The organism is Psychrobacter sp. AOP30-A2-5 (assembly GCF_052378115.1).
In the GTDB taxonomy this organism is placed as follows: Bacteria; Pseudomonadota; Gammaproteobacteria; order Pseudomonadales; family Moraxellaceae; genus Psychrobacter.
The window spans coordinates 20098-43907 of sequence record NZ_JBQSXK010000022.1 but is presented as its reverse complement, the minus strand read 5'-3'; the positions used below and the strand labels follow the sequence as shown (position 1 = coordinate 43907).

19 protein-coding genes are annotated in these 23810 nt (G+C 43.4%); 5 read left to right on the top strand and 14 right to left on the bottom strand.

The genetic code is table 11. The features are described 5' to 3' along the window. Positions 1–203: 203 nt before the first annotated feature. The 4 genes from fusA to ACT3S4_RS12550 form a co-directional block, all read right to left on the bottom strand. The gene (fusA, locus tag ACT3S4_RS12565) at positions 204–2330 is read right to left on the bottom strand and encodes an elongation factor G (RefSeq protein WP_055125899.1); all 2127 of its coding nucleotides are present in this window, start codon (positions 2328–2330) and stop codon (positions 204–206) included. A gap of 345 nt (positions 2331–2675) precedes the next feature. Beyond that, positions 2676–3149 (bottom strand): 30S ribosomal protein S7, encoded by a 474-nt coding sequence (gene rpsG, locus ACT3S4_RS12560; protein WP_021814163.1) that lies wholly within the window; start codon positions 3147–3149, stop codon positions 2676–2678. A 206-nt stretch (positions 3150–3355) separates the two neighbouring features. After that, complete coding sequence (gene rpsL, locus ACT3S4_RS12555) at positions 3356–3730, bottom strand: 30S ribosomal protein S12 (RefSeq protein WP_011281154.1); 375 nt, start codon at positions 3728–3730, stop codon at positions 3356–3358. A gap of 458 nt (positions 3731–4188) precedes the next feature. Continuing rightward, positions 4189–5382 carry an EcsC family protein gene (locus tag ACT3S4_RS12550; RefSeq protein ID WP_444761171.1) on the bottom strand — a complete coding sequence of 398 codons (1194 nt, stop codon included), beginning with the start codon at positions 5380–5382 and terminating at the stop codon, positions 4189–4191. Between the two features lie 496 nt (positions 5383–5878). Here ACT3S4_RS12550 and ACT3S4_RS12545 point away from each other — a divergent pair, with 496 nt between their 5' ends. Next, a complete protein-coding gene (locus ACT3S4_RS12545) occupies positions 5879–7114 on the top strand; it encodes a beta-ketoacyl-ACP synthase II (RefSeq protein ID WP_444761170.1) in 1236 nt (411 codons plus the stop codon). A 38-nt stretch (positions 7115–7152) separates the two neighbouring features. Next, positions 7153–8817, top strand: coding sequence for an anthranilate synthase component I family protein (locus tag ACT3S4_RS12540; protein WP_444761169.1), 1665 nt, complete (start codon positions 7153–7155; stop codon positions 8815–8817). A gap of 124 nt (positions 8818–8941) precedes the next feature. Here the strand turns inward: ACT3S4_RS12540 and hisC are convergent, their stop codons facing one another. The 8 genes from hisC to ACT3S4_RS12500 form a co-directional block, all read right to left on the bottom strand. Further along, positions 8942–10075, bottom strand: coding sequence for a histidinol-phosphate transaminase (gene hisC / locus ACT3S4_RS12535; RefSeq protein WP_444761168.1), 1134 nt, complete (start codon positions 10073–10075; stop codon positions 8942–8944). 79 nt (positions 10076–10154) lie between these two features. Then, complete coding sequence (hisD, locus tag ACT3S4_RS12530; RefSeq protein ID WP_444761167.1) at positions 10155–11450, bottom strand: histidinol dehydrogenase; 1296 nt, start codon at positions 11448–11450, stop codon at positions 10155–10157. A gap of 289 nt (positions 11451–11739) precedes the next feature. Next, a complete protein-coding gene (gene hisG / locus ACT3S4_RS12525) occupies positions 11740–12435 on the bottom strand; it encodes an ATP phosphoribosyltransferase (RefSeq protein ID WP_045447985.1) in 696 nt (231 codons plus the stop codon). A 147-nt stretch (positions 12436–12582) separates the two neighbouring features. Further along, the gene (murA, locus tag ACT3S4_RS12520; RefSeq protein ID WP_201540651.1) at positions 12583–13851 is read right to left on the bottom strand and encodes a UDP-N-acetylglucosamine 1-carboxyvinyltransferase; all 1269 of its coding nucleotides are present in this window, start codon (positions 13849–13851) and stop codon (positions 12583–12585) included. Positions 13852–13957: 106 nt separating this feature from the next. After that, on the bottom strand, positions 13958–14203 hold the full coding sequence (locus tag ACT3S4_RS12515; RefSeq protein ID WP_201605236.1) for a BolA/IbaG family iron-sulfur metabolism protein: 246 nt from the start codon (positions 14201–14203) through the stop codon (positions 13958–13960). Positions 14204–14331: 128 nt separating this feature from the next. Continuing rightward, entirely contained in the window at positions 14332–15339 is a 1008-nt protein-coding gene (locus tag ACT3S4_RS12510; RefSeq protein WP_444761166.1) for an alpha/beta hydrolase, read from the bottom strand. Positions 15340–15787: 448 nt separating this feature from the next. Then, positions 15788–16627 carry a BON domain-containing protein gene (locus ACT3S4_RS12505; RefSeq protein WP_238049497.1) on the bottom strand — a complete coding sequence of 280 codons (840 nt, stop codon included), beginning with the start codon at positions 16625–16627 and terminating at the stop codon, positions 15788–15790. A gap of 216 nt (positions 16628–16843) precedes the next feature. Further along, positions 16844–17329: a YraN family protein gene (locus ACT3S4_RS12500; protein WP_201560802.1), complete on the bottom strand. Its 486-nt coding sequence runs from the start codon at positions 17327–17329 to the stop codon at positions 16844–16846. Positions 17330–17464: 135 nt separating this feature from the next. Between ACT3S4_RS12500 and rsmI the strand changes: the two genes are divergently transcribed. Both rsmI and ACT3S4_RS12490 read left to right on the top strand, forming a co-directional pair. Continuing rightward, on the top strand, positions 17465–18433 hold the full coding sequence (gene rsmI, locus ACT3S4_RS12495; protein ID WP_201560803.1) for a 16S rRNA (cytidine(1402)-2'-O)-methyltransferase: 969 nt from the start codon (positions 17465–17467) through the stop codon (positions 18431–18433). Positions 18434–18487: 54 nt separating this feature from the next. After that, positions 18488–19507 (top strand): adenosine kinase, encoded by a 1020-nt coding sequence (locus ACT3S4_RS12490; RefSeq protein WP_198330257.1) that lies wholly within the window; start codon positions 18488–18490, stop codon positions 19505–19507. 139 nt (positions 19508–19646) lie between these two features. Here the strand turns inward: ACT3S4_RS12490 and ACT3S4_RS12485 are convergent, their stop codons facing one another. Together ACT3S4_RS12485 and nfuA are read right to left on the bottom strand one after the other, a co-directional pair. Continuing rightward, complete coding sequence (locus ACT3S4_RS12485) at positions 19647–20969, bottom strand: O-acetylhomoserine aminocarboxypropyltransferase/cysteine synthase family protein (RefSeq protein WP_201502561.1); 1323 nt, start codon at positions 20967–20969, stop codon at positions 19647–19649. Between the two features lie 206 nt (positions 20970–21175). Next, positions 21176–21859: a Fe-S biogenesis protein NfuA gene (gene nfuA / locus ACT3S4_RS12480; protein WP_045455268.1), complete on the bottom strand. Its 684-nt coding sequence runs from the start codon at positions 21857–21859 to the stop codon at positions 21176–21178. 859 nt (positions 21860–22718) lie between these two features. Here nfuA and ACT3S4_RS12475 point away from each other — a divergent pair. Then, a complete protein-coding gene (locus ACT3S4_RS12475) occupies positions 22719–23678 on the top strand; it encodes an alpha/beta fold hydrolase (protein WP_238049499.1) in 960 nt (319 codons plus the stop codon). The last annotated feature ends 132 nt before the right edge of the window (positions 23679–23810 follow it).

Here is a 23810-nt window from a genome sequence, read left to right as displayed (position 1 = left end):
GGTCAAATGCTAAGCTCGTATAAATACGATAACAAAGACGATCTTGACCACATTAAGATAATTGTTAAAAGGGTACACATACTAATGTGCAGATATTATAAGAAAATCACCGCCAATAACAAGTCTTTTAACCAATTATTGGCGTATTCTTCTATGACAACATAGAGATAATAGCTACATTGTCATATTTAATAGACGATTACTTACTCGTCATCATCTTTATTGTTGAATTTAGAGATGATGTCAGCAGCAACTGATTTTGGAATCTCAGCGTACTTTTGGAATTCCATTGAATAAGTAGCACGGCCTTGTGACATTGAGCGCATTTGTGTGGCATAACCAAACATTTCTGCTAATGGCACTTCGGCACGGATCTGCTTAGTACCGCCAGGTAGGTCTTCCATACCCTGTACCAAACCACGACGACGGTTAAGATCGCCCATGATATCGCCCATATAATCTTCAGGCGTTTCAACTTCAACTTTCATGATTGGCTCAAGTAGCGCTGGATCTGCTGCCATGAAGCCTTTTCTGAATGCCATAGAACCAGCCATCTTAAATGATAGCTCATCCGAATCGACGTCATGATAAGAACCGTCATACAAGGTCGCTTTTACGCCAACCACTGGATAACCAGCAAGTACGCCATTTTTCATGCGTTCTCGGATACCTTTATCAACAGCACCATGGAATTCTTTCGGTACAGTACCACCAACAACTTCTTCAGCGAATTCATATTCAGTATCGCCTGCTGGATCAAGTGGCTCAAGACGTAACCAAACGTGACCGAATTTACCACGACCACCAGTCTGACGTACGAATTTGCCTTCTTGCTCAACCGTGTTACGAATCGTTTCACGATAAGCAACCTGCGGCGCACCGATGTTCGCTTCAACGTTAAACTCACGCTTCATACGATCAACAAGAATCTCTAGATGCAGCTCACCCATACCACTGATGATCGTCTGACCAGACTCTTCGTCAGTATGTACACGGAACGATGGATCTTCTTTCGCCAAACGACCTAAAGCGATTGACATTCTTTCTTGGTCAGCTTTGGTCTTAGGTTCAACCGCTAAGCTGATAACTGGATCTGGGAATTCCATGCGCTCAAGCGTGATAACATTTTGCTCATCACATAGCGTATCACCAGTCGTTACGTCTTTCATGCCGACCAATGCAGCGATATCACCAGTACGGATTTCTTGCAACTCTTCTTGAGAGTTAGCCATCATCTGTACAATACGACCAACGCGCTCACGCTTCATTTTGACTGGGTTATAAACACTGCTGCCTTGCGTTAAAACACCTGAATAAACACGAACGAAGGTTAAGTTACCAACGAATTTGTCATTCATGATTTTAAATGCTAAAGCTGAGAATGGCGCTTCATCTGAAGCTTCACGAGTGCCTTCAGTTTCATCTTTGTCATCAAGGATACCTTTAATAGCAGGTACATCCATTGGTGCTGGAAGATACTGAATAACCGCATCCAACATCTTTTGTACACCTTTGTTCTTAAAGGCAGTACCACAAAGTAATGGAATGATTTGGTTATCAATAGTCAATTGACGAATAGCAACGTTGATCTGCTCTACAGACAACTCGCCATTTTCTAGATACTCATTCATCAATTCTTCTGTTGCTTCAGCCGCATTTTCTACAAGAATCTCACGATACTCTTCTGCTTTTTCTTGTAATTCAGCTGGGATTTCGCGCTCTTCAAACTCCATACCTTGAGATGCTTCATCCCAATAAAGAGCTTTCATCGTAACTAGATCGATAACGCCTTCGAAATCATCTTCTTTACCAATTGGAATAACCAATGGCACAGGATTACCGCCTAGACGAGTTTTGATCTGCTCAATAACACGATAGAAATCAGCGCCAACGCGATCCATTTTGTTTACAAATGCAAGACGTGGAACTTTATATTTATTTGCCTGACGCCATACGGTCTCAGACTGTGGCTGAACGCCGCCTACTGCACAGTAAACCATGCAAGCGCCATCAAGTACACGCATAGAACGTTCAACTTCGATCGTGAAGTCAACGTGACCTGGGGTGTCAATGATGTTGATACGATGTTCGTCAAACTGTTTTGCCATACCTGACCAAAAACAAGTCGTCGCTGCTGAGGTAATAGTAATACCGCGCTCTTGTTCTTGCTCCATCCAGTCCATAGTGGCTGCGCCATCATGTACTTCACCAAGTTTGTGACTAACACCGGTATAAAATAAAACACGCTCAGTAGTGGTTGTCTTACCAGCATCGATGTGCGCTGAGATACCAATGTTGCGATAGCGTTTTAGGGGAGTTTTACGAGCCATAGTGTTTTCCTAGGAAAAGTCGTGTATATAATAATGTATTGTGTCTCTACCTCATACTCTATGACAAAGCGGTCAGCTTCATATTACTTACTGATTATTAAGCCTAATACGGACAAAAAAAGAGCAAATACTAAGAATAGTGCGGCATCAGATTTGGGATGCTCTCTTGTGACAAGCATACTTAATTAAGAGAGACATCTTGATAGATGTCCGCCATCTCGTTGTTGATAGTCAAAAACTACTTACAACAAGATAAACGATGGCGGCAATCAATAGAATAAATAACAATGTAAGATTAGCTGACTTCAGCCAGCTAATCTAAAGCTACTACTAATAAACAGTAGCTTAGAAGCGGTAATGAGAGAACGCTTTGTTAGCATCTGCCATGCGGTGAACTTCGTCACGCTTTTTCATAGCAGCGCCTTTGCCATCAGCAGCATCATTCAATTCGCCAGCCAAACGCAAAGCCATTGATTTTTCAGAACGCTTAGCAGCAGCTTCAGCTAACCAACGCATAGCCAAGGCAGTACGACGGGAGGGGCGTACTTCCATTGGTACTTGGTAGGTTGCACCACCAACGCGGCGAGCTTTCACTTCTACCATTGGGCGTACATTTTCTAAAACTTCTTCGAAGAAAGATACTGGATCTTCGATTTTACGTTTTTCGCTTACTGTTTCAAGTGCACCGTAAACGATACGCTCAGCAGTAGATTTTTTACCATGACTCATTACATGGTTGATGAATTTTGCAACAGTTTGGCTACCAAACTTAGGATCCGGTAGGATCTCACGGGTAGCAACGACGCGACGTCTTGGCATAATAAATATCCTTTTCTTCAGGAGTGTCTGACATTCACAATCTCGCACCAATTAATATTGGATGGCGTTATATCGAGTTGTCAGTCAGCCTTACTGCACGGCGGTATGTTTTAACAGTGAATTACTAATTTAATAATACTGTCAACACCAGACCCATGCACAGTTAATGTTTGGTATAAAAAAGCTTAGCTAATAACGATTAGTTATTAAACTTTAGGCTTCTTAGCACCATATTTAGAGCGACCTTGCTTACGGTCTTTAACGCCTGCGCAATCTAATGCACCACGAACGGTGTGATAACGTACACCTGGTAGATCTTTTACACGACCACCACGGATAAGAACAACACTGTGCTCTTGTAGGTTATGACCTTCGCCGCCGATATAGCTTGATACTTCATAACCTGAAGTCAAACGTACACGACATACTTTACGCATGGCCGAGTTAGGTTTTTTAGGGGTAGTAGTATATACGCGAGTACATACACCACGACGTTGTGGGCACGCTTCCAACGCAGGAACTTTTGACTTTTCCTTGATGGTTTTGCGACCTTTACGAATCAATTGGTTAGTTGTTGCCATGAGGCATCCTTCTCCCGTTTGGTATAAAACAAAAAAATGGGGAAACGCACCATCCATCTGACTTTAACGACAGATTTTGGTACACCCATTTTTAGGACAGTGTATTATAAAGAGTTGTTGCTGCTATTTCAACCACTTATGCGTGATTGCACTTTACAACATTTGATAGATATGCATTCACCCTACTACTATAACACTTTATCTATTTTTAGTTAAAAATCAGCTAAAAAGTAGATTGTCATACAGTATATCGAAAGTAGCGTCACGAACGATTTAAATAAGATGTTTGACTATAAATAAATAGCAATTTATAAGTACTAAATGGCGATATTATCTTGTTTTTCAAGAGAAAGAAGACACTATCGCCAAAATTAGTAGTAGATATCCAGCTCATAATCCTTCTATGATATAAGCTAGCTTAAGACAGAAGGTACTTAAGTCTGATTATTTAGACGCCCTTATTTGCTTTTCTTGTTAGCCGTCTTGTTTGATTTGCTGTCAGAGGATTTGTTCTGACTGCCTTGCTTGTCATTGTTGTCATTGTCGTTTTTCTGCGTTTCTTTCACGATCTTTTCATCAGCTTCTTGATGGTTGTTTTTTTCTTCAGCAGTATCTTTCTTGCTATCGGTATCCTTGCTTGACTCTTTCTCAGCATCTTGCTGCTTGTCATTGTCAGCTGTTTTGTTTACCTTAGCTTCATTACCGCTATCATCAGTGATTGCACGATTGGCAAGTTTGGCTTCTGGGGCAAAAGTCGCTTGAGCCACGCCAATCACTTCATCAATGAGCTGGCTGTTGTAGCGCATACCAACGATAACAGCGGTAACTGGTAAGAATTTGCGTATCCATGTTAAATTGATTTTATCCAAGTCAATACCGACCTGACTGGCAATGCTGTCAACTTGTTCTGCATAAAAGTTGACGTTTTTATCCTTTAGACCTAGGTTTTTTAGCTCATTGTGTAGACCACTGCTTTGGGCATTATCCAATAAGCCTTTGCCGATACCAATACCTGCTAGCAATGCTTGTTTTTCTTGCATCTTGCTCAGATCAGCATTCGCTAGCAGCTCATAAGCCATTTTAACGCCTTGCTTACCTGTGAGGGGTTTATTGTAGACAGCACCCAACTGATAGACGGTACGTAATGATACCAATAAAAGCCAAAGTGTATCAGCCAGTAAACCAGGAAGCCCAGCCAAACCTGTTAAGCCCCCTATCGTTGCCAATGCACGGTTTTGATTGGCGATATCAGTGGCTAATGCATAACGCTCTTCATCATCCAAGCTTGCGATATTGGCGAAACGATGCTCATTAGGTAAATCAATCTGACTCCAATTAGACGCAAGGTTTGCCACTTGTGCAAAAGCCCCATCGACCGTCGACTGAAAAAAACTGTTTGGCACTACTTTTTTGGCATATTTACCGTAAGTGGCAAAACGTGGCCCCAATAATTGCTGAGTGGCTTTTAACGTTTGCTCACGGAACAAATCCTGCTGATAGTCTTCATCGCCTAAGTTGACTGCTTTGTATTGACGCGGTTTTCCCGTCTTAGCATTCATGCTATCAATCATAGCGCCCATGCGCTCTAGATTATTGCGAGTAAAAGAGCCAACGGTAGTGATACCTTTAGAGAGAGTGCTACGCTTCGCCATCGTGATGTCCTTAATGTGATGAGTAATTTTGTTTTATTGTAAGCGATTTATAATAATAGATGTGACATTCTAGTCAATCACTATAATCGATGTCAGTGCGAACAATGTTATCGCAATCACAAATTTTGTATCCAAAAGTATCACTTGATGTATGATTGATACCATCAGATAAGCTGTCTTCAACCAAATAGTCTTTTTAGATGGTTTTAGATAGCAAGCGCGATTTTGTCGTTATTTTGCACTTGTACAAAGATTTTGGACGCTCGATACGTTATCATGTGCCATAACTCACAGTACACTTGTACTTGTATTTATAAGTAATCCGTTACTTATAGATAATCAGTGACCAAGCATATAGTTTTACTATGATCATCACAATGATTGTAAAATGAGGCTTTGACGCTCAATACATCCTAATATTAAATAATAGAAATACATACTTAAAAACGATTATTAAAAGTGATTGTGAAAAATCGTTACTCATAAGGAATAGAATATGCGCCACGTTGTTATCACTGGAGCAGGGATCGTCTCTTGTATCGGACATGATTTAGCCACGGTTACTGCCGCTCTAAAGCAAGGGCAGTCTGGCATTACATTTAATGAGGCTTATGCTGAGCATGGGTTTAAATCACACGTTAGCGGTAGTATCGACCAGTCGACGCTTGATACCAGTGGTATCGATCGTAAGTTAAAACGCTTCTTTAGTGATGCCAGTCTATACGCTTATGTTAGTGCTTTAAACGCCATTGAGCAGTCTGGTTTGTCGCTTGAAACCATCAATAATAATCCACGCGTGGGCGTGGTCGCAAGCTCTGGCGGCGCGTCGACAGAGAATATTGTCAATGCCATAGATGCCATGCGGGATAAAGGTCTGCGCGGTGTCGGCGCGATGGCTGTGCCAAAAACAATGGGCAGCTCAGTATCAGCGGCGCTTGCTACAGGTCTAAAAATCCAAGGCGTATCATACTCGCTCACCTCTGCTTGTGCCACCTCAACCCATTGTATCGGTCATGCGGCTGAACTTATTCAGTTAGGCAAAGCAGATGTGATACTCGCGGGTGGTAGTGAAGCGGAACATTGGACACAGTCTTGTATGTTTGATGCGATGGGTGCAGTCAGTACGCAGTATAATGAGACACCGCAGCGCGCCTCAAGAGCTTATGATAAAGATCGTGATGGCTTTGTAATTGCTGCTGGTGGTGCGATGGTCGTGGTTGAAAGTCTAGAGCATGCCCAAGCACGTGGTGCCAACATACTGGCTGAAATCGTCGGTTATGGTGCCAGCTCTGATGGTGCTGAAATGGTTGCGCCAAGTGGTGAAGGTGCCGTGCGCTGTATGCAGCAAGCACTAGCCGAAGCTGGTTTGCAAACTGTCGACTATATCAATAGCCACGGTACTAGTACGCCACTTGGTGACATCACTGAGCTTAAAGCCATTGCTAAAGCATTTGGCGATGATATCAGTCAAGTACCTGCGATCAGCTCTACCAAATCTATGACAGGTCACAGCCTTGGTGCCGTTGGTGCGCAAGAGCTGATTTATTGCTTGTTGATGCTAGAAGAAGGCTTCATTGCGCCCAGTATCAATGTTGATAATTTAGACCCTGCGGCTGAAGGCTTTGATATTGTCACCGAAATGCGTGAAGCCAAGCTTGAGACACTAATGAGCAACAGCTTTGGCTTTGGCGGTACTAATGCCACATTAATCATTAAAAAGTTTGACGCCTAACTATGCTCGCAGCACATCCTCTCAAAACTGAGCAAATAATGTCTGATCCATCGCCAGCTAATAAACCTAGCTGGCGTTTTGGTGACCTATCGGCTGCAGAACTTATGCCGCTGCTACAGCAGTATTTAATCGCACAAGATACTAAGGCAAACTGGCAATTGGTTTGGCTCAACAATGATGGCCGACCGGTGATTGGCTTATTGCCAAAAGTAAGCTGGTCTGTTCAAGATTGTGCTGAAAACACGCCTGATTCGAACGAACAAGCAGTTCTTTATCCAGTCACAAAAACCTATCGTGACGCCGTTCACAATGATATCACTCATATGAGTTATAGCGACTGGCAAGATGAATTAATCAGTTATAGTCAAACTTATGAGACTGATAATGAAACCTCAGAATCTGTAAGCGATTTAAATGAAAAACCAAGTTATCATCATGGTCTGATAGGTTTTATTGGTTATGATATTGCGGCTCATGAGCTAAGCCCAGCCGCCAAAATTGAGCGAGCAGCACAGCCTTGTGCCGTATTAGGACATTATGATATTTACCTAGCACCTGATGGAGATCATGGCAACACGGGTTGGGAATTAACGATAAAGGCAACTGCTAACGACTCTGAAAACGACTCTGATAATCAGCAAAAAAATAAAATGATCACGGCACTTGTCTCTTATTTAGATATAGTAGATAAAAATCTGGCTGATAACTGTCTCAATAAAACGCAACTGACAGCATCACCACTGCCTGCTCCTTTAGTATTAAAGTCACGATGGCGCAAACAAGACTATCAACAAGCATTCAATCAAACCCAAAAATATCTACAGCAAGGCGACTGTTATCAAATCAACCTAACCCAAGAATGGCAAGGTTTTTTTGATCATAACCCTAGCGATAATAGCGCTTTGCCGATGCTGATTGATTATTTACCTGCTTTATATCGTAATACTCAAGCACCTTTTGCCGGATATTTAGCGGTTAATCCCTTTAACCGTGAAATCAAAAATAATACGTCCCAGCATCCGTTTGAATTATTGAGCTGCTCACCTGAGTTGTTTTTTACATTTACCAAGGATATCAATACTGGCAAGCACCATATCATCACTAAGCCCATCAAAGGGACTATGCCGCGCAGCACCAATATTCAACAAGACCATGCTTATAAACAGCAACTGACTGATAGTGAAAAGGATCGTGCCGAAAATGTGATGATTGTCGATTTATTGCGTAATGACTTGGGTAAATATGCCAAGATAGGCAGCGTAAAAGTGCCGCAGTTATTCGCGATTGAGAGTTTTAGTAATGTGCACCATATGGTCAGCACTATTACCGCAGAATTACAGACGGACACTCACCCACTCGCCGTTTTGTTTGGTAGTTTGCCTGCTGGCTCGATTACTGGCACACCAAAAAAGCGGGCGGTGGAGATTATATCTGAACTAGAAACTGCGCCGCGCGGTGCTTATTGCGGCACATTGGGCTATATGAACTTTGATGGTAGTGGTCAATGGAATGTACTCATTCGTACGCTGCAAGCTAACACTTCATCACATAATGAGTTGGATAAAAAAAGATATATCAGCTTATGGGCAGGCGGTGGTATCACTGTCGCCTCTGATTGCGATGCTGAATACCAAGAATGTTTGGATAAAGTCGGTAATCTATTAAGCGTTTTAACTCAAGAAAATATCCACAAACATCCTTAAGGTTATTATAAAAGTACGACCAGAGAAATCCATAAAAAAGCCTGCTCAACATAATGTTGGCAGGCTTTTTTATCAATACAAGCATCGTGATGCAATTATCAAGATTTAAATCGCGAACCAGATATTAATCAGCAATGATTTCAGCCTCTTTCTGCAACATCTGTAGAGCATCTATCAAACGGTTGTTTTGCTCTGCTGTACCGGTAGTGATACGCAAATACTCATTGATGCGTGGCTTGTCAAAATGACGGGCGATGATGCCTTGCTCACGTAACGCCTTCGCTACCGTATTAGCATTACCCTCTTTAGGGCGGGCAAAGACAAAGTTGGCATGCGATGGCAACACATCAAAACCTAACACTGTCAGCTCTGCTGTGAGAGATTGGCGTAAGTCGATGACTTGCTGGCAGGTCTGGGTAAAATACTCAACATCCAATACACTGGCAGTCGCCCCTACTTGCGCCAGCTTATCCAGTGGATAGCTATTAAAGCTATTTTTCATACGGGTTAAGGCTTCAATCAATGAGGCATTACCAAAAGCCATACCGACGCGCAATCCAGCAAGCGAACGTGACTTTGAAAAGGTTTGGGTCACAAGAATGTTGTCAAACTCATTAATTAGGCTCACTGCTGAAATTTCTGCATCTGAGCTACCGTCAACTGCCCGCGCAAAATCAATATAAGCTTCATCAATTACAATCACTGAATTTGAGTGCTCACTAGCCAGCTTGCGAATATCGGCAAGCGATAATAGCAGTCCAGTTGGGGCATTTGGATTGGCAATGATGATGCCGCTACAAGGCTGGCGATAAGCATCAGGATCAATACTAAAATCTTCTTCCAAGGCAATTTGTACCAGCTCGATACCAAAGGTCTGCGCATAGACTGGATAGAAACTATAGCTGATATCGGGTGCTAAAACAGGTCGCTCTTTTAGGAAAAAGCTGGCAAATACTAGTGCCAATACTTCATCAGAGCCATTGCCAACAAATACTTGGTTGATATCAATATCATAGAGTTGTGCCAATGCGGCACGCAAATCATCAGACTCAGGCGCTGGATATAAACGCAGATCATCCGCTTGCTGCTCTAGGACTTTTGCGATTGCCTCGCCTACTTTCGGTGACGGCGGGAATGGGTTTTCATTGGTATTTAATTTGCATAAATTTTCATGCTGAGGCTGCTCACCAGGAACGTAAGGTGACAAATTACGCGCTTTAGATGACCAAAGTCTGGTGTCTATCTTTAACTCACTCATAAGTTATCCTACTATTAGCCACATAAATTATTAAATATAAATCTCAAAAGTACAATTCAAACGTAATCATTAAGCCACGTTACTGATAACGATAACGGGCTGAGCGCGCATGGGCTTCTAAGTCCTCACGTTGCGCTAAAATATCTGCGGTCTCAGCCAATGGCTTACTACCGGCTTCAGTACAATAAATAATCGATGATTTCTTCTGGAAATCATAAACACCTAGCGGTGAAGAGAAACGCGCAGTGCCAGAGGTTGGCAACACGTGATTGGGTCCTGCACAGTAGTCACCAATCGCCTCAGGCGTGTGACGTCCCATGAAAATAGCACCTGCATGACGAATATCGTTGAGTAGCGCATCAGGATGATCAACTGACAACTCTAAATGTTCTGGGGCAACCCTATTAATCACCACCATACCTTCCACGCGGTCTTTGACTAAAATAAGTGCGCCACGATTTTTTAGCGAATCGCGGGCGATATCGGCTTTTGGCAACTCTGCCAAGGCTTTTTCAATCTCAGCCGCTACGTCTGCAAGCTGCTGTTCACTGGTCGTGACAAAGATAGCTTGAGCGATACGGTCATGTTCGGCTTGTGACAATAAATCCATCGCCAACCAATCAGCACGGTCTTGCGCCTCGCCCTCTGCATATACCAATACTTCAGAGGGACCCGCGATCATATCAATCCCAACTTGACCAAATACTGCCCGCTTGGCGGCAGCAACATATTTATTACCAGGGCCAGTGATCTTATCCACCGCTGGAATCGTTTCGGTACCATATGCCAAGGCAGCAACCGCTTGCGCACCGCCGATAGTAAAGACACGGTCGACTTGTGCTAAATGCGCAGCTGCCAATACCAATGGATTGAGCACGCCTTTTGGCGCTGGCACCACCATGATGACCTCTTTAACACCCGCCACTTTGGCAGGAATGGCATTCATCAATACAGAAGATGGATAAGAGGCCAAACCACCAGGCACATAAATACCAACGCGATCAAGCGGCGTCACTTTTTGACCCAAGCGATTACCAAGCTCATCTTCATACTGCCAAGTCTCTTGTACTTGGCGTTCATGAAAGGTCTGCACACGCGTTGCTGCGGTGGTCAATGCCAATTTTACTGTATCATCAAGATTCGCAAACGCTTCAGCAAGCGCCTCTTTAGACAGCTCTAACTCTTGCATCGTTGTCGCTGGATGCTGATCGAATTGCTGGGTTAACGCCAGTACGACGCGATCGCCATCATGCCGAACTTGCGCGATGATATCATCAACGGTCTTTAACAAATCGACATCATTGACGGTTTCAAATGCAAGTAACTCTGTCAATTGACTGTCAAAATCGGCATCTTGGGTACTTAGTTGGCGCATGACTTAATCCTATATCTGAGCATAAAAGACTGCTGAAAATTAGCGATGTAAAAATGAGGGGTATTGAGTATTAATAATAATTGTGATGGCTGATATACCAGTTTCTATATATTTAGTTTGTTCAGATTATACTAATCTCATACTTTCTGGCAAGCAAATACAACAAAACCAGTTTAGCACGCTATATCTATCTTATAGCGCTAAACTGGTTTAAAAATTTGTATGACAATGCTTGAGATTACCAATGATTAGTACCATTTGATAAGACATTGATTCATTGGGAATTAATTTATGAAGCGCTGGCAATACTGTTTTTAAAGCTATCTAAAATCGGCTCAAGTAACGCAAATTTACGCTTGTAGCTCACTTGATTGACGATAAGGCGTGAGGACACATCGCAAATATGGTCGCGTGCTTCAAGACCGTTGGCGCGCAACGTATTACCTGTATCAACCACATCGACGATCAAATCACCCAATCCGACCAACGGCGCAAGCTCCATAGAGCCATACAGTTTAATCACATCCACTTGCTGACCTTGGCTGGCAAAGTAAGCGCGGGCAACATTGACGTATTTGGTCGCAATACGTAGGCGACGATTGGGTAGCGGCGCATCTTTCACGCCAGCTGTCATCAACTTACACTGAGCAATTTGCAAATCAAGTAACTCATAGACATGGTTGGCACCATGCTCAAGCAACACATCTTTACCCGCCACCCCAAAGTCAGCCGCGCCATGCTCAACGTAGGTTGGCACATCACTGGCACGCAAAATTAATACACGCACATTGGGGTTTGAGGTTGGAAAAATAAGTTTGCGTGAGGCTTCAGGATCTTCTAATAACTCAACACCAGCTGCGCGTAGCAGTGGCATGGTCTCTTCTAGAATACGACCTTTTGATAAGGCCAGTGTTAAGCCTGAAAACTCATCATTTACTTCATTTAATAAACCATCATTTGGTAGGCTATTGCTTGCTTCAGTCATAATGACATCATGTCCATGTGCAGTTAACACCCCCGCTGAAGGGGGCTTTTAGTGGTAGGTTACTAATAGTGCTAGATTACTAAGCTATTCATATCAACGCCAATCGTATCAATCATTGAGGTCATGGATTTGATAAGTAAATCGATACTAGTCATTAGTATTGATACGTTCGATATTGACCCCAAGCGCACGCAGCTTTTCTTCGACATGCTCATAACCACGATCGATATGATAAATGCGGTCGATTAAACTTTCACCTTCAGCAGTTGCCGCTGCCATCACCAATGACATAGACGCACGTAAATCAGTCGCCATCACAGGGGCCGCGGTGAAGTTTTCGACGCCTTTTACTACGGCCGTATGACCATCTACTTGGATAGAAGCGCCTAGACGATTAAGCTCAGGGACATGCATGTAGCGGTTTTCAAAAATGTTTTCGATAAAGGTACTCGTACCATCCGCCAGACACGCAATAGCCATGACCTGCGCTTGCATATCGGTTGGGAAACCTGGATGCGGCTGAGTACGGATATCAACCGCTTTAGGGCGACCTTTCATCTGCGCACGAATCCAACCATCACCAGTGGTAATAATGGCACCCATGTCTTCGAATTTTTCTAACACAGGTGTTAGTAATAGCGCAGAGGTGTTTTTAGTCAACACATCGCCACGCGTCATGAGTGCGCCAGCAAGGTATGAGCCTGTTTCGATACGATCTGGTACCACCGAATACTCACAACCGTGTAAGCGCTCAACGCCTTCGATGGTCATGATCGAAGTACCGATACCGCTGATTTTAGCGCCCATTGCAACCAACATATTGGCCAAATCAACGACTTCTGGCTCAAGGGCACAATTACCTAAAACGGTCGTACCTTTGGCAAGTGCGGCTGCCATAATGACGTTTTCGGTACCGCCCACGGTAATCATATCAAAAGAGTAGTTACAACCAATCAGCTTACCGCCTTTTGGCGCTTGTGCTTTTACGTAGCCATTTTCGACACTAATTTCAGCACCCATCGCCTCAAAGGCTTTTAGGTGTTGGTCAACAGGACGTGAACCAATGGCACAGCCGCCGGGCAATGACACTTCTGCCTCACCAAAACGTGCCAGCAATGGTCCAAGCACTAAAATCGAGGCGCGCATGGTCTTTACTAAATCATACGGTGCATAGAAATTATCGATATTCTTGGTATCGCAGGTGACAGTATCGTCCTGCTTTTGGATTTTGATACCCATGCCACCGATCAATTCAATCAAGGTCCGCACATCTTGTAACGATGGCACATTGTGCAATGTCGTTGGCGTCTCGGCCAATATCATAGCGGCAAGTAACGGCAAAGCAGCATTTTTGGCGCCTGAGATAGTAACTTCCCCTGCGATACGACTACTACCAGTGATTAAAAATTGATCCATAGAAGTGACAACCTAACGATGAGTATTAAAAATAGTGAAAATCAGACCAATCACACCCAGCCAACATAATAGCCAGTCTAATAAGCCCAATCATATGTATAACGGTCTAGCCTTTGGATTGAACTTCCCATTCAGCAGGCGTCAGCGCTTGAATATTGAGCGCATGAATATCGCCACTGGCGATCTTATCATTGACTAATGCATAAATCGCCTGCTGACGTTGCACGGCACGCTTACCTTCAAAACTGGCATCAACCACGCGTACATCAAACTTATTACCTTGATTGGCAGCTTGAATAAAAGCGTCTGGGAAGTGAGTCTGTAAAAATGCAATCAAATCATCAGCGTTCATGCTCATAGAATATTCTGCCTTAAAGTGTCAGATAGGGTATAGATTTAAAGTGACGACATTATAACAAGAGTTTAAGCATCTTACAGTACTGTCTTACGCAACTGCACCTAACTTCTGATTGCCGTCCATTATTTGAGCATTTTATCCAAGTACGTCAGTATCTGCGCGCGTACATCATTGACCCAACGTAGCGGCGGTGCCATCGCACCAATACTGGTCGCATGACTGGCACCTTTTATTTCACCGTTTTCTACGGTGACGCCCGCCTCTTGCAACGCTTTAGTCATTTTAATCGTATTGGTCGCGTACACTACTTTGTCTTTTTCGGCAGTCAACAACAAATACGGGGGCTGCTCGCCTTTGATTTGACGGTCTGGCATGACCTCGTCTGGCGTAGCATCAGCAGCAAAGGCGGTGGCGCTATCAAATTTACGGAAGTCATAACTATAAGGACCAGCAATACCCACGACCGCGGTAATATCCTTTGGCTTAATACCATAAGGCGCTAAAAAATCTTCATTGGCGACCGCTGCAACCGCGTTAAATGCACCAGCAGAATGTCCAATTACCGCCAAGCGTTTAGGATCAGCATGTAGGCTCGGAGCATTATTGATACTCCAAGCAATCGCTTGCGCCGTATCTTTGACATAATCAGGGTACACATGCTCAGGCGCTTTACGATAATTAATTACGGCGGTGACATAACCTGCTTGCGCCAAACTCTGACCGACAAAGGCATACTGTTCTTTACTACCACTCTCCCATGAGCCACCGTGGACAAACACCACCATCGGATAGCTATCATTAATCGCACCATCATTGATGGCGCTTTGGGCTTTCATCGCTTGTGCTAATGGCTTGGGATAATAAATATCCAAATCTTGATCGGGCTCATCACCATAGAGAATGTTTTTGCTGACGCCAACGCCGCCACTAGCAGTAATGCCATTGACGATAGCGAGTGGCGATAGGGCTTGCGCATTCTGGGTGGCTAGCGCAACGCTACCCAGTGCTAAGGCGGCGACACCTGTGAATTTTAGAATGCCTACTTTGCTAGCAGTATTATTAGTCATGCTTTCATTATTTATTTTTTGACGGCTTTTATTATATTCTAAGTGCTTGTTTGCATCCTTCATTGCCAGTATCCCTATTATATTTATACATGAGTCAAAAGTAACAGCACTGCGATAGTCCTTTTATAAAATAAGCACTAGGGCGTGTCTTCAATTCACTCAATAGTCATCTAAATGGGCTAAAAATGGATAAATATTGCCAAACATCGTCAAATAGCTGGTTAATATCCCGATATTATCTACGCTATTTTTCTTGTTTGACGGCAATTTATCTCATTTTTATCGCCATTTTTGAAATGAAGACACGCCCTAGTACTGTCTTGTCTATTCTTCGCTTTTTATATCTTACTGGCTGGCTCAGAAGTTCTCGTGTTTTTCCTGTTAACAGTGTTTAGGTTTCTTGTCATTAAACACGGTTTAAACTGACGGGGCAAATAGCTTACGCTACAAGCTATTTAGCCACTGTTTTTTTGTTTTATTAATAAATAACAGCTGTGTTTTAGAACACTTTTTACGGATCTTGATACAGGTCTATATATGGGCTTGATGATGGTTGCTCAACGGTTGTGCCATCTTCGGTCACGACGATAGGAGTCGATGTAGCAACGGACGCTGGCGCTTCAGAATTATTAACGCTAGCAGCAGCTACCCCGTCCACAACGACTGGTACTGAAGCAGGATTTACCAAGTTATTTTCAGACATAATGTCGTCTTTACTTATCTTTACGCCCCTGTCATCAACGACGGTCGTCAGCAGCACCAGCTCAGTCACACCAACGGTGCTATTGGCGATATCGATTAGGTGACTCTGCTGAGTCGGTGTCATACGTCCCATGATATAAACCACACCATCATTGGTCACTGCTTTGATCTGTGAGGCTTTGACGCCATCACTCGCGGCGACTTTTGCCAGCAGTTTTGAGGTGATATAGCCATCATGAACCGTCGAGCTATAGCCTTTAGACGCGCTGACGTTTAGCTCATTATAGACATGACGCACATCTGGCATAGAGCTGACGACTTTTTCGACTTCTAGTTTGATGGCTTCAGTGGGTACTTCACCTGTCAATAACACTTCACTATTAAAGCTATCAATACCCATACGGCTGGTTTGTTGCAGGTCTTCTTTTAACCCATAAACATTGATTTTAACGGTATGTTCGATACTGCGATCCAGTAGTCGCTGCGGAATGGTACGCTCTGTCATCGGCACACCATACGTACCTTCTGTACTATTGGTCAAATAATTGGTGGTACAGCCCGTAGTAACGATGCTGGTCATTAGCATAACGCCTATCGCGGTGCGGCGTGATGAGCCAAAAATAGCAGTGCGCAAATGCATCCGTGTCATGATTTACCTCTTAGAACATGAGTGTGACGATCGTATAAAGTCAATTGATTGAGCCAGTTTTAATCTAATAACATTTGTTTTGACAACTGTTAATTCAGTTAATAACAACTTAGCTACTTTACTTAATTTTTACTATCAGCGGTTAGGTTTTTGGTAACGCTCACTCGATGATAAGTACTTACTACCTTCTAGTTGGGTAGCTTTTGCATCCTAATATCACGTATCTGCTATAAAAGCACCTTTGAGCCATTGTGGTTGATTTGCTATGTTTTGACCACTAGTCTTAATATGAGTACCTACCGTATCATAAGCGATGACATCGAACCGGCAGTCATAATCCTCATACTCAGGATGCTGTTGCAAAAAATATTGCGCCGTTCTAATCACTTTACGTTGTTTGCTTGCCGTCACGCTCAGTGCAGCACCACCAAAACCTGAACGCTGCCGTTGACGCACTTCGATAAATACCAATGTTGACCATGCTGAACCTGTCTCCAGCATAATCAAATCCAGCTCACCCACTTTGGGCTGCTGCCAATTTTGGGCAATCAAAATCAATCCTTGCGATTGTAAAAACTCACACGCCTGCTGCTCAAACAGACTGCCTTGACGCTGCCTTGGTGAAGTGAGGTTCAAAGGTTTATGACTGCACATAAGGTCGATGGGTCTCGTTAACATTTCAGAATTATCATAGCACATCATGCTAAACTAGCCACTTTCGCGTGCAGATGCTGGTATGGTGTTTTATGCTTTGCTTAAGTTCTATTTTTAACCAGTTTTGTCAGTCAGCGCGCCACATTATATTTTAATTCCCGCTTTTAATACTCCGAGGTTTTCATGTCTAGCCCTACCGCGATGCCAGCTTGTCTATATATCGTTGCCACGCCGATTGGCAATATGAGCGATATGACGCCGCATGCCATCGATGTTTTAAAACAAGTCGCCATCATTGCCTGTGAAGACACCCGTACCTCAGGTAAGCTATTGTCGCATTTTGGCATTGATACCAAAGGCAGTAAAGCCGACGACGAAAAAGAGTCAGAAGCTCCTAACACTAAAAATAATACCGATAATAACGTGACAGACGCTGATACCGCGACCAAGCAAAAAGGTCATAACAAGCTTTGGGCATACCATGAGCACAATAGTGCCATTCAAACACCCAAAATTATCGAGATGATCGAGCAAGGACATTCGGTTGCTTTGATAAGTGATGCTGGTACGCCACTCATCAGTGATCCAGGTTATCAACTGGTACAGGCCGCTCATGCCGCAGGCGTTAGAGTCTCTCCTATCATTGGTGCCTCTGCTGCCATTGCTGCACTGTCAGTCGCAGGACTGCCCTCAGACCGCTTTAGCTTTATTGGGTTTTTACCCGCCAAAACCCACGGTCGCCAAAAGCAATTAGCAGCATTAAACTCACGTACCGAAACGCTGATATTTTATGAAGCACCGCACCGTATTATCGCCAGTTTAGAAGACATGGCGACTATATTTGGCGCAGATCGTGAAGTCACTTTTTGCCGTGAATTGACTAAGACCTTTGAGACTGTCCATAAAAGCACTCTTGGGGATTTGGTGGAATTTGTCAAAGCTGATGACAATCAACAGCGCGGTGAGATAGTCGTGGTCGTCGCTGGCGTGAATGTGGTGCAGGATGCGGATGACATCAGTATTCATGATAAATTATTGCAGCGCTTGCTTGAGGACTTATCGGTTAAAAAAGCCGCTGCATTGGGCGCTGATATCACTGGCGTCAAAAAGAATGCGCTATATCAGCGCTTACTTGAGCTACAAGCTGAATAATTTTTGGATATTAATATTAAAGACAGTTATAAAACCATTGAGGAGAAGTGAGCGATGTACAATGTAATGGCGATAGGCAACGCATTGGTTGACCATGAATATGTGCTGTCAGATGCGGCGCTAGAAGAGACTGACTTGACCAAAGGCAATATGACGCTGGCAGGTATCGACGAGCAACAGCAATTGTTGGCGTATTTTAAACTGGCAGAAATTGCACCATCAAAGCAGGCTGGTGGTGGCTCAGCGGCTAATACGATGTATACCTTTGCCAGTTTAGGCGGCAAGCCATTTTATGCCTGCCGCGTTGGTGACGATCAACAAGGCGAGTTTTACCTCAAAGACTTACATGAAGCAGGCGTTGCAACTTCAGAGAAATCTATCCATGCAGGCGGAGTAACGGGTTCATGTGTGGTCGCAGTGACTGAAGATGGCGAGCGCACCATGCAAACTTATCTCGGCACTTCAAGCGAAATCACCGCAGAAAATGTCGATTTTGATGCGCTGACACAAGCTGACTGGTTATATATAGAAGGCTACTTGGCCATGACTGAGAGTATTCAGCCTGCCATGACTCAGTTGCGTCATCAAGCAGGGATTCATTCTGCAAAAATTGCCGTAAGTTTTGCTGATCCTGCCGTGGTGAAGTTTGCCAAAGACGGTTTACTCAATATGCTGGGCAATAAAGTGGCAGTGATATTCTGTAATAGTGAGGAAGCCAAACTCTTTACGGACAAAAAACAAGTCAAGGCAGCCGCACGCGCACTGCTTGAGTATTGCCAGACAGCAGTGGTCACTGATGGTGCCAATGGTGCAACAATCGCTCATAAAGCTGATGATAAATCAGAGATTGAGATTTATGAAGTTGCTACACCAATCGTTACTAATGTCATTGATACCAACGGTGCCGGTGATAATTACGCAGGAGCATTTTTATACGCGTTGTCGCAGCACTATAGCTTGCCTGAATGTGGTCGTCTTGCCAGCGAAGTGGCGGCGCAGGTGATTCAACAGTTTGGACCACGATTAGCCTCACAAGATTATAGAGATATTGCGAAGCGTGTACTATCTGCTTAACTTATAAAAATCTGTCATTGCCAATAATAAAAAAGCCCATCTCAATTGATATGGGCTTTTTTATTATTAATCATGAGACAAGTTATTCAGCTCACATTGCTCAGCTCACATTGCTCAGTTCAATAAAAAGCGTTTAATACTAAGCCGAGGCTAATGCTTGCGCAAGATCCGCTTTGATATCTTCGATGTGCTCGATACCAATTGATAGACGTACCATATCAGTGCTTACACCTGCATTTTCGAGCTCTTGCTCATTGAGCTGGCGATGGGTGGTCGTCGCTGGATGACAGGCTAGTGATTTGGCATCACCGATATTGACCAAACGAGTAATCAGCTGCAGCGCATCGATAAAGCGAGCACCAGCTTCCAAGCCACCTTTTACTCCAAAGGTCAAAATAGCAGAAGGCGTGCCTTTCATGTATTTTTTGGCAAGCTCATGCTCAGGATGATCTGGCAAACCCGCATACTTTACCCAAGCAACCTTGTCATGGTCACGCAGATATTCCGCAACGGCTTGCGCGTTCTGTACATGGCGCTCCATACGTAGACTCAATGTCTCCATACCCTGCAAAATACCAAAAGCATTGAGCGGGCTAAGTGCCGCGCCAGTATTACGCAGCGGTGCCACACGAGCACGAGCGATAAAGGCTGCTGCACCGACATCTTTGACAAAGTTCACACCGTGATAACTATGATCTGGCGTGTTCAATAAGGGAAAACGCTCAGGATAGTCGCCCCATGCGAATTTACCACTATCGACAATCGCCCCACCAATTGAGGTACCTGTACCACTCATATATTTGGTCAATGAATGAATCACGATATCCGCACCAAACTCAAAAGGACGACATAACGCAGGCGTGGCAACCGTACTATCAATCACCACTGGCACACCATATTCATGTGCGATATCACTCAGCGCTTGAATATCAACGATGTTACCTAATGGATTACCGATACTTTCTGCAAAGACCATCTTAGTCTTATCATCGATCAAATCACGAATCGCCTCAGGATTTTTGTGATCAAAGAAGCGGACTTCGATACCTTGACGCGGCAATGCATGGGCAAACAAATTATAAGTACCGCCGTACAAGGTCGACACAGCAACGATATTATCGCCCGCTTCACAGATGGTTTGAATCGCATAAGTAATGGCTGCCATGCCAGATGCTACTGCAAGGGCACCGATACCGCCTTCGAGTGCCGCGACGCGTTCCTCCAACACGGCATTGGTCGGGTTCATAATACGGGTATAAATATTGCCTGCAACTTTTAGATCAAACAAATCAGCACCATGCTGAGTGTTATCAAAGGCGTACGAGCTGGTGTGATAAATCGGCACTGCGACCGCTTTGGTCGTTGGCTCAACGCTATAACCGGCGTGAATCGCCAAGGTCTCAAGACGTTGAGGCGTCTCTGATTTTTGGGCTGTTTGCTGGGCTGCTTGTTCGTCACTCATCATATATTCCTTTATTTCGATAAAAGTTATTAATCAATAAATGACTAATCAACAAATTATTAATCAACAATATGTCACTGAAAATTCAGCTAAAAAACAATCTCCCAAATCATAGCAATAAAAAAAGCCAAGTTCATCAAAACTTGGCTTTTTAATTAAAATAACTCTTCAGATATTACTTAACGCTTTGGCTTTTACTGAGATTTCTATTTATAGTAAGCGTTTTCGGTACGGGTATGATCGGTCTCATCAATCACTTGCGTCAACTCTGGTATTTGCTGCTTAAGTTGCACTTCAACGCCTTGACGTAAGGTCATGTCAACGGCTGAACAGCCTTGGCAACCACCACCAAACTTCAATACCGCAGTCAGACCAACGCCTTCTTCATCAATCAGTTCAAGCAGTTGTACGTCGCCACCATGCGCCGCTAAGCCGGGATTAATCTCTGACTGCAATACGTAGTTGATACGCTCTTCGACACTGGCATCCGCACCCACTTTAGGCACTTTAGAATTTGGTGCACGGAAGGTCAGCTGACCACCAAAACGGTCTTTATTATAATCAATCACCGCATCTTCTAAATAAGGAACAGACGCCGCTTCGATAAAGGCAGAAAAACTGTCATACGTAAAACGCAGGTCCGCACTATCCTCTTCGCCCGGTTGGTTATAAGCCATACAGCACTCTGCACGCGGCGTACCTGGATGCTCAACGAAAATACGCACGCCGATACCATCGGTATCCTGCTTGGATAACAAATCTGCTAAGTAGCTTTGGGCTGACTCAGTAATAGTAATATTGCTTTTTGCTACAGTTTGCTCAGTATCTAGCGCTGATTCATAGTCTGCTGACTGGTCTAGTTGGCTCTCAGCTTGGTTGTGCTCACTCATAATATGTCCTATGCGTTATGACACAAACGCTATATCTGTTATGGCTACTGTGTCGTGAATTTAAAATTAGGTAGCGGGTATAAGTTATGCGGGTTATCAATCATTACGGTCTGTTGTCTTAAAATATTGACTGCCGTTGTTATAACATTTTGCTCAATTTATAGCAGCTATTATAACGTACTCAGCCGACAATTCCGACTGCGCTACTGTGAATTAAACCAAAATGCTCACAAATGACTGCTATCGGTTTTATCAATGCTTTATTAACAATGACGAAATAGACACGACAAATAGCACTTATCTAATGATTGATATATCCCCTACTATATAAAGACAGCAACCGTGATTATCAAGCACCTAGAACACTAACTAACCACCTACTTTCTTCCGAATGCTACGGCATGTCTAACACTGTGTGAGACCATACAACCAAAGCACTTATCATGCTTGCTATTTTCTAGCGCTAGTTTTAGATCTATTTACAAGGTAAAGTGTGTTGTCCTAAATACCTTTTTATAGGTTTACTTATTGATTATTATATTAGGCATTCTTGTTGCCCTTATTATAGTCGTCGCGCTTTTAGTACCGGAGGGTGTTGACTATACCAAAGCTGTAAAAGAAATTATGTCTCGCCATATCAAAATTCATGTAGCGTTGGTATTTTTTCGTAATCCATTACTCCAGTTGATATTCTTTTATATTGACTATAGAGATCGCTTAGATATCGAAGAAAAGAGGATGTTCAAGCGTTATTTTATAACGCAATTTTTTAGCATCTTTATATTTATTACTATAATTTTCATTGTTAAACATTACATTTAAGCTAGCAGAAATTTCATATTTTAGTTGAATCAATCTTATGATGACACAAACACTGAATCTAGTAACGACCAAAGACGACGAACAAGTAGCCGTTTGGAAGATTGTGGATAATACAAAAGGCGAAACAAAGAGCGATACCCCTACCACCAATACACTTGCCATAAAAGCACAAAACATATTTTTGACGCACGGCACGTTTTCCGACAAACAAACCTGTTTGAAAATCGCTGAGTATCTAGCCCGCCTCGGTCATCATTGCTACATCATGGAATGGCGCGGTCATGGCGCAAGCTCAATACCCAAAGAAAAATTCAATTTCGAAACGGTTGCAACCTATGACTATGAAGCGACTTTTCGCTACCTTTTTGAGGATTTAAAACTCGACAATCTACATTGCGTCACCCATAGCGGCGGCGGGGTTGGCTTAACGATGTTTTTGATCCAGCATCCCTGCTATATCGATAAGATTAATAGCGCTAGCATGTTTGCCTGCCAAGCTTATGGCGCTGCAATAAATCCGATAAATCATACTAAAATTCTTATAGCAAAATTATTCACGCGGCTGGTTGGCTATATCCCTGCTAAAAAAATCAAGCTAGGGCCTTTTAATGAAAGCTATCATATGATGAGCCAGTGGTACGACTGGAATCTACAAAAAAACTTTAACAGCAGTTTTCTTAAGCAACGTACATTTAAGACAGCCAGCATGGATACATTCGCCGCTGATGATGCACCTTTAGACTACCGGCAACAGATGCCAAAAATCACGATACCTATCTATGCTATCAGCGCAAAAGGCGACAATTTCATCTCCCCTACTCGTGGTTGTCAGCTATTTTTTGAACCCTTTAAAAACCCTGCCAATATTTTTCGAGAATACTCGCTCAGCCATGGAGATTTGGACGATTATACACACAGCCGCATTATGATCAGTCGTAACGCCGCTCACGAAATTTGGCCAACAGTTACCGCGTGGGTTGAGCAGCATGCCCGTTAAAATAGCGGTGCGGTTGTAGCCTAACTACAACATGGTACGGACTATAACCAAAAACCGCACACCTCTAAACATCTTTATACTTGTCAGCGAGTGATAGGCTGTGTCAGTATTGGCGTCATTACTTTTTACTCA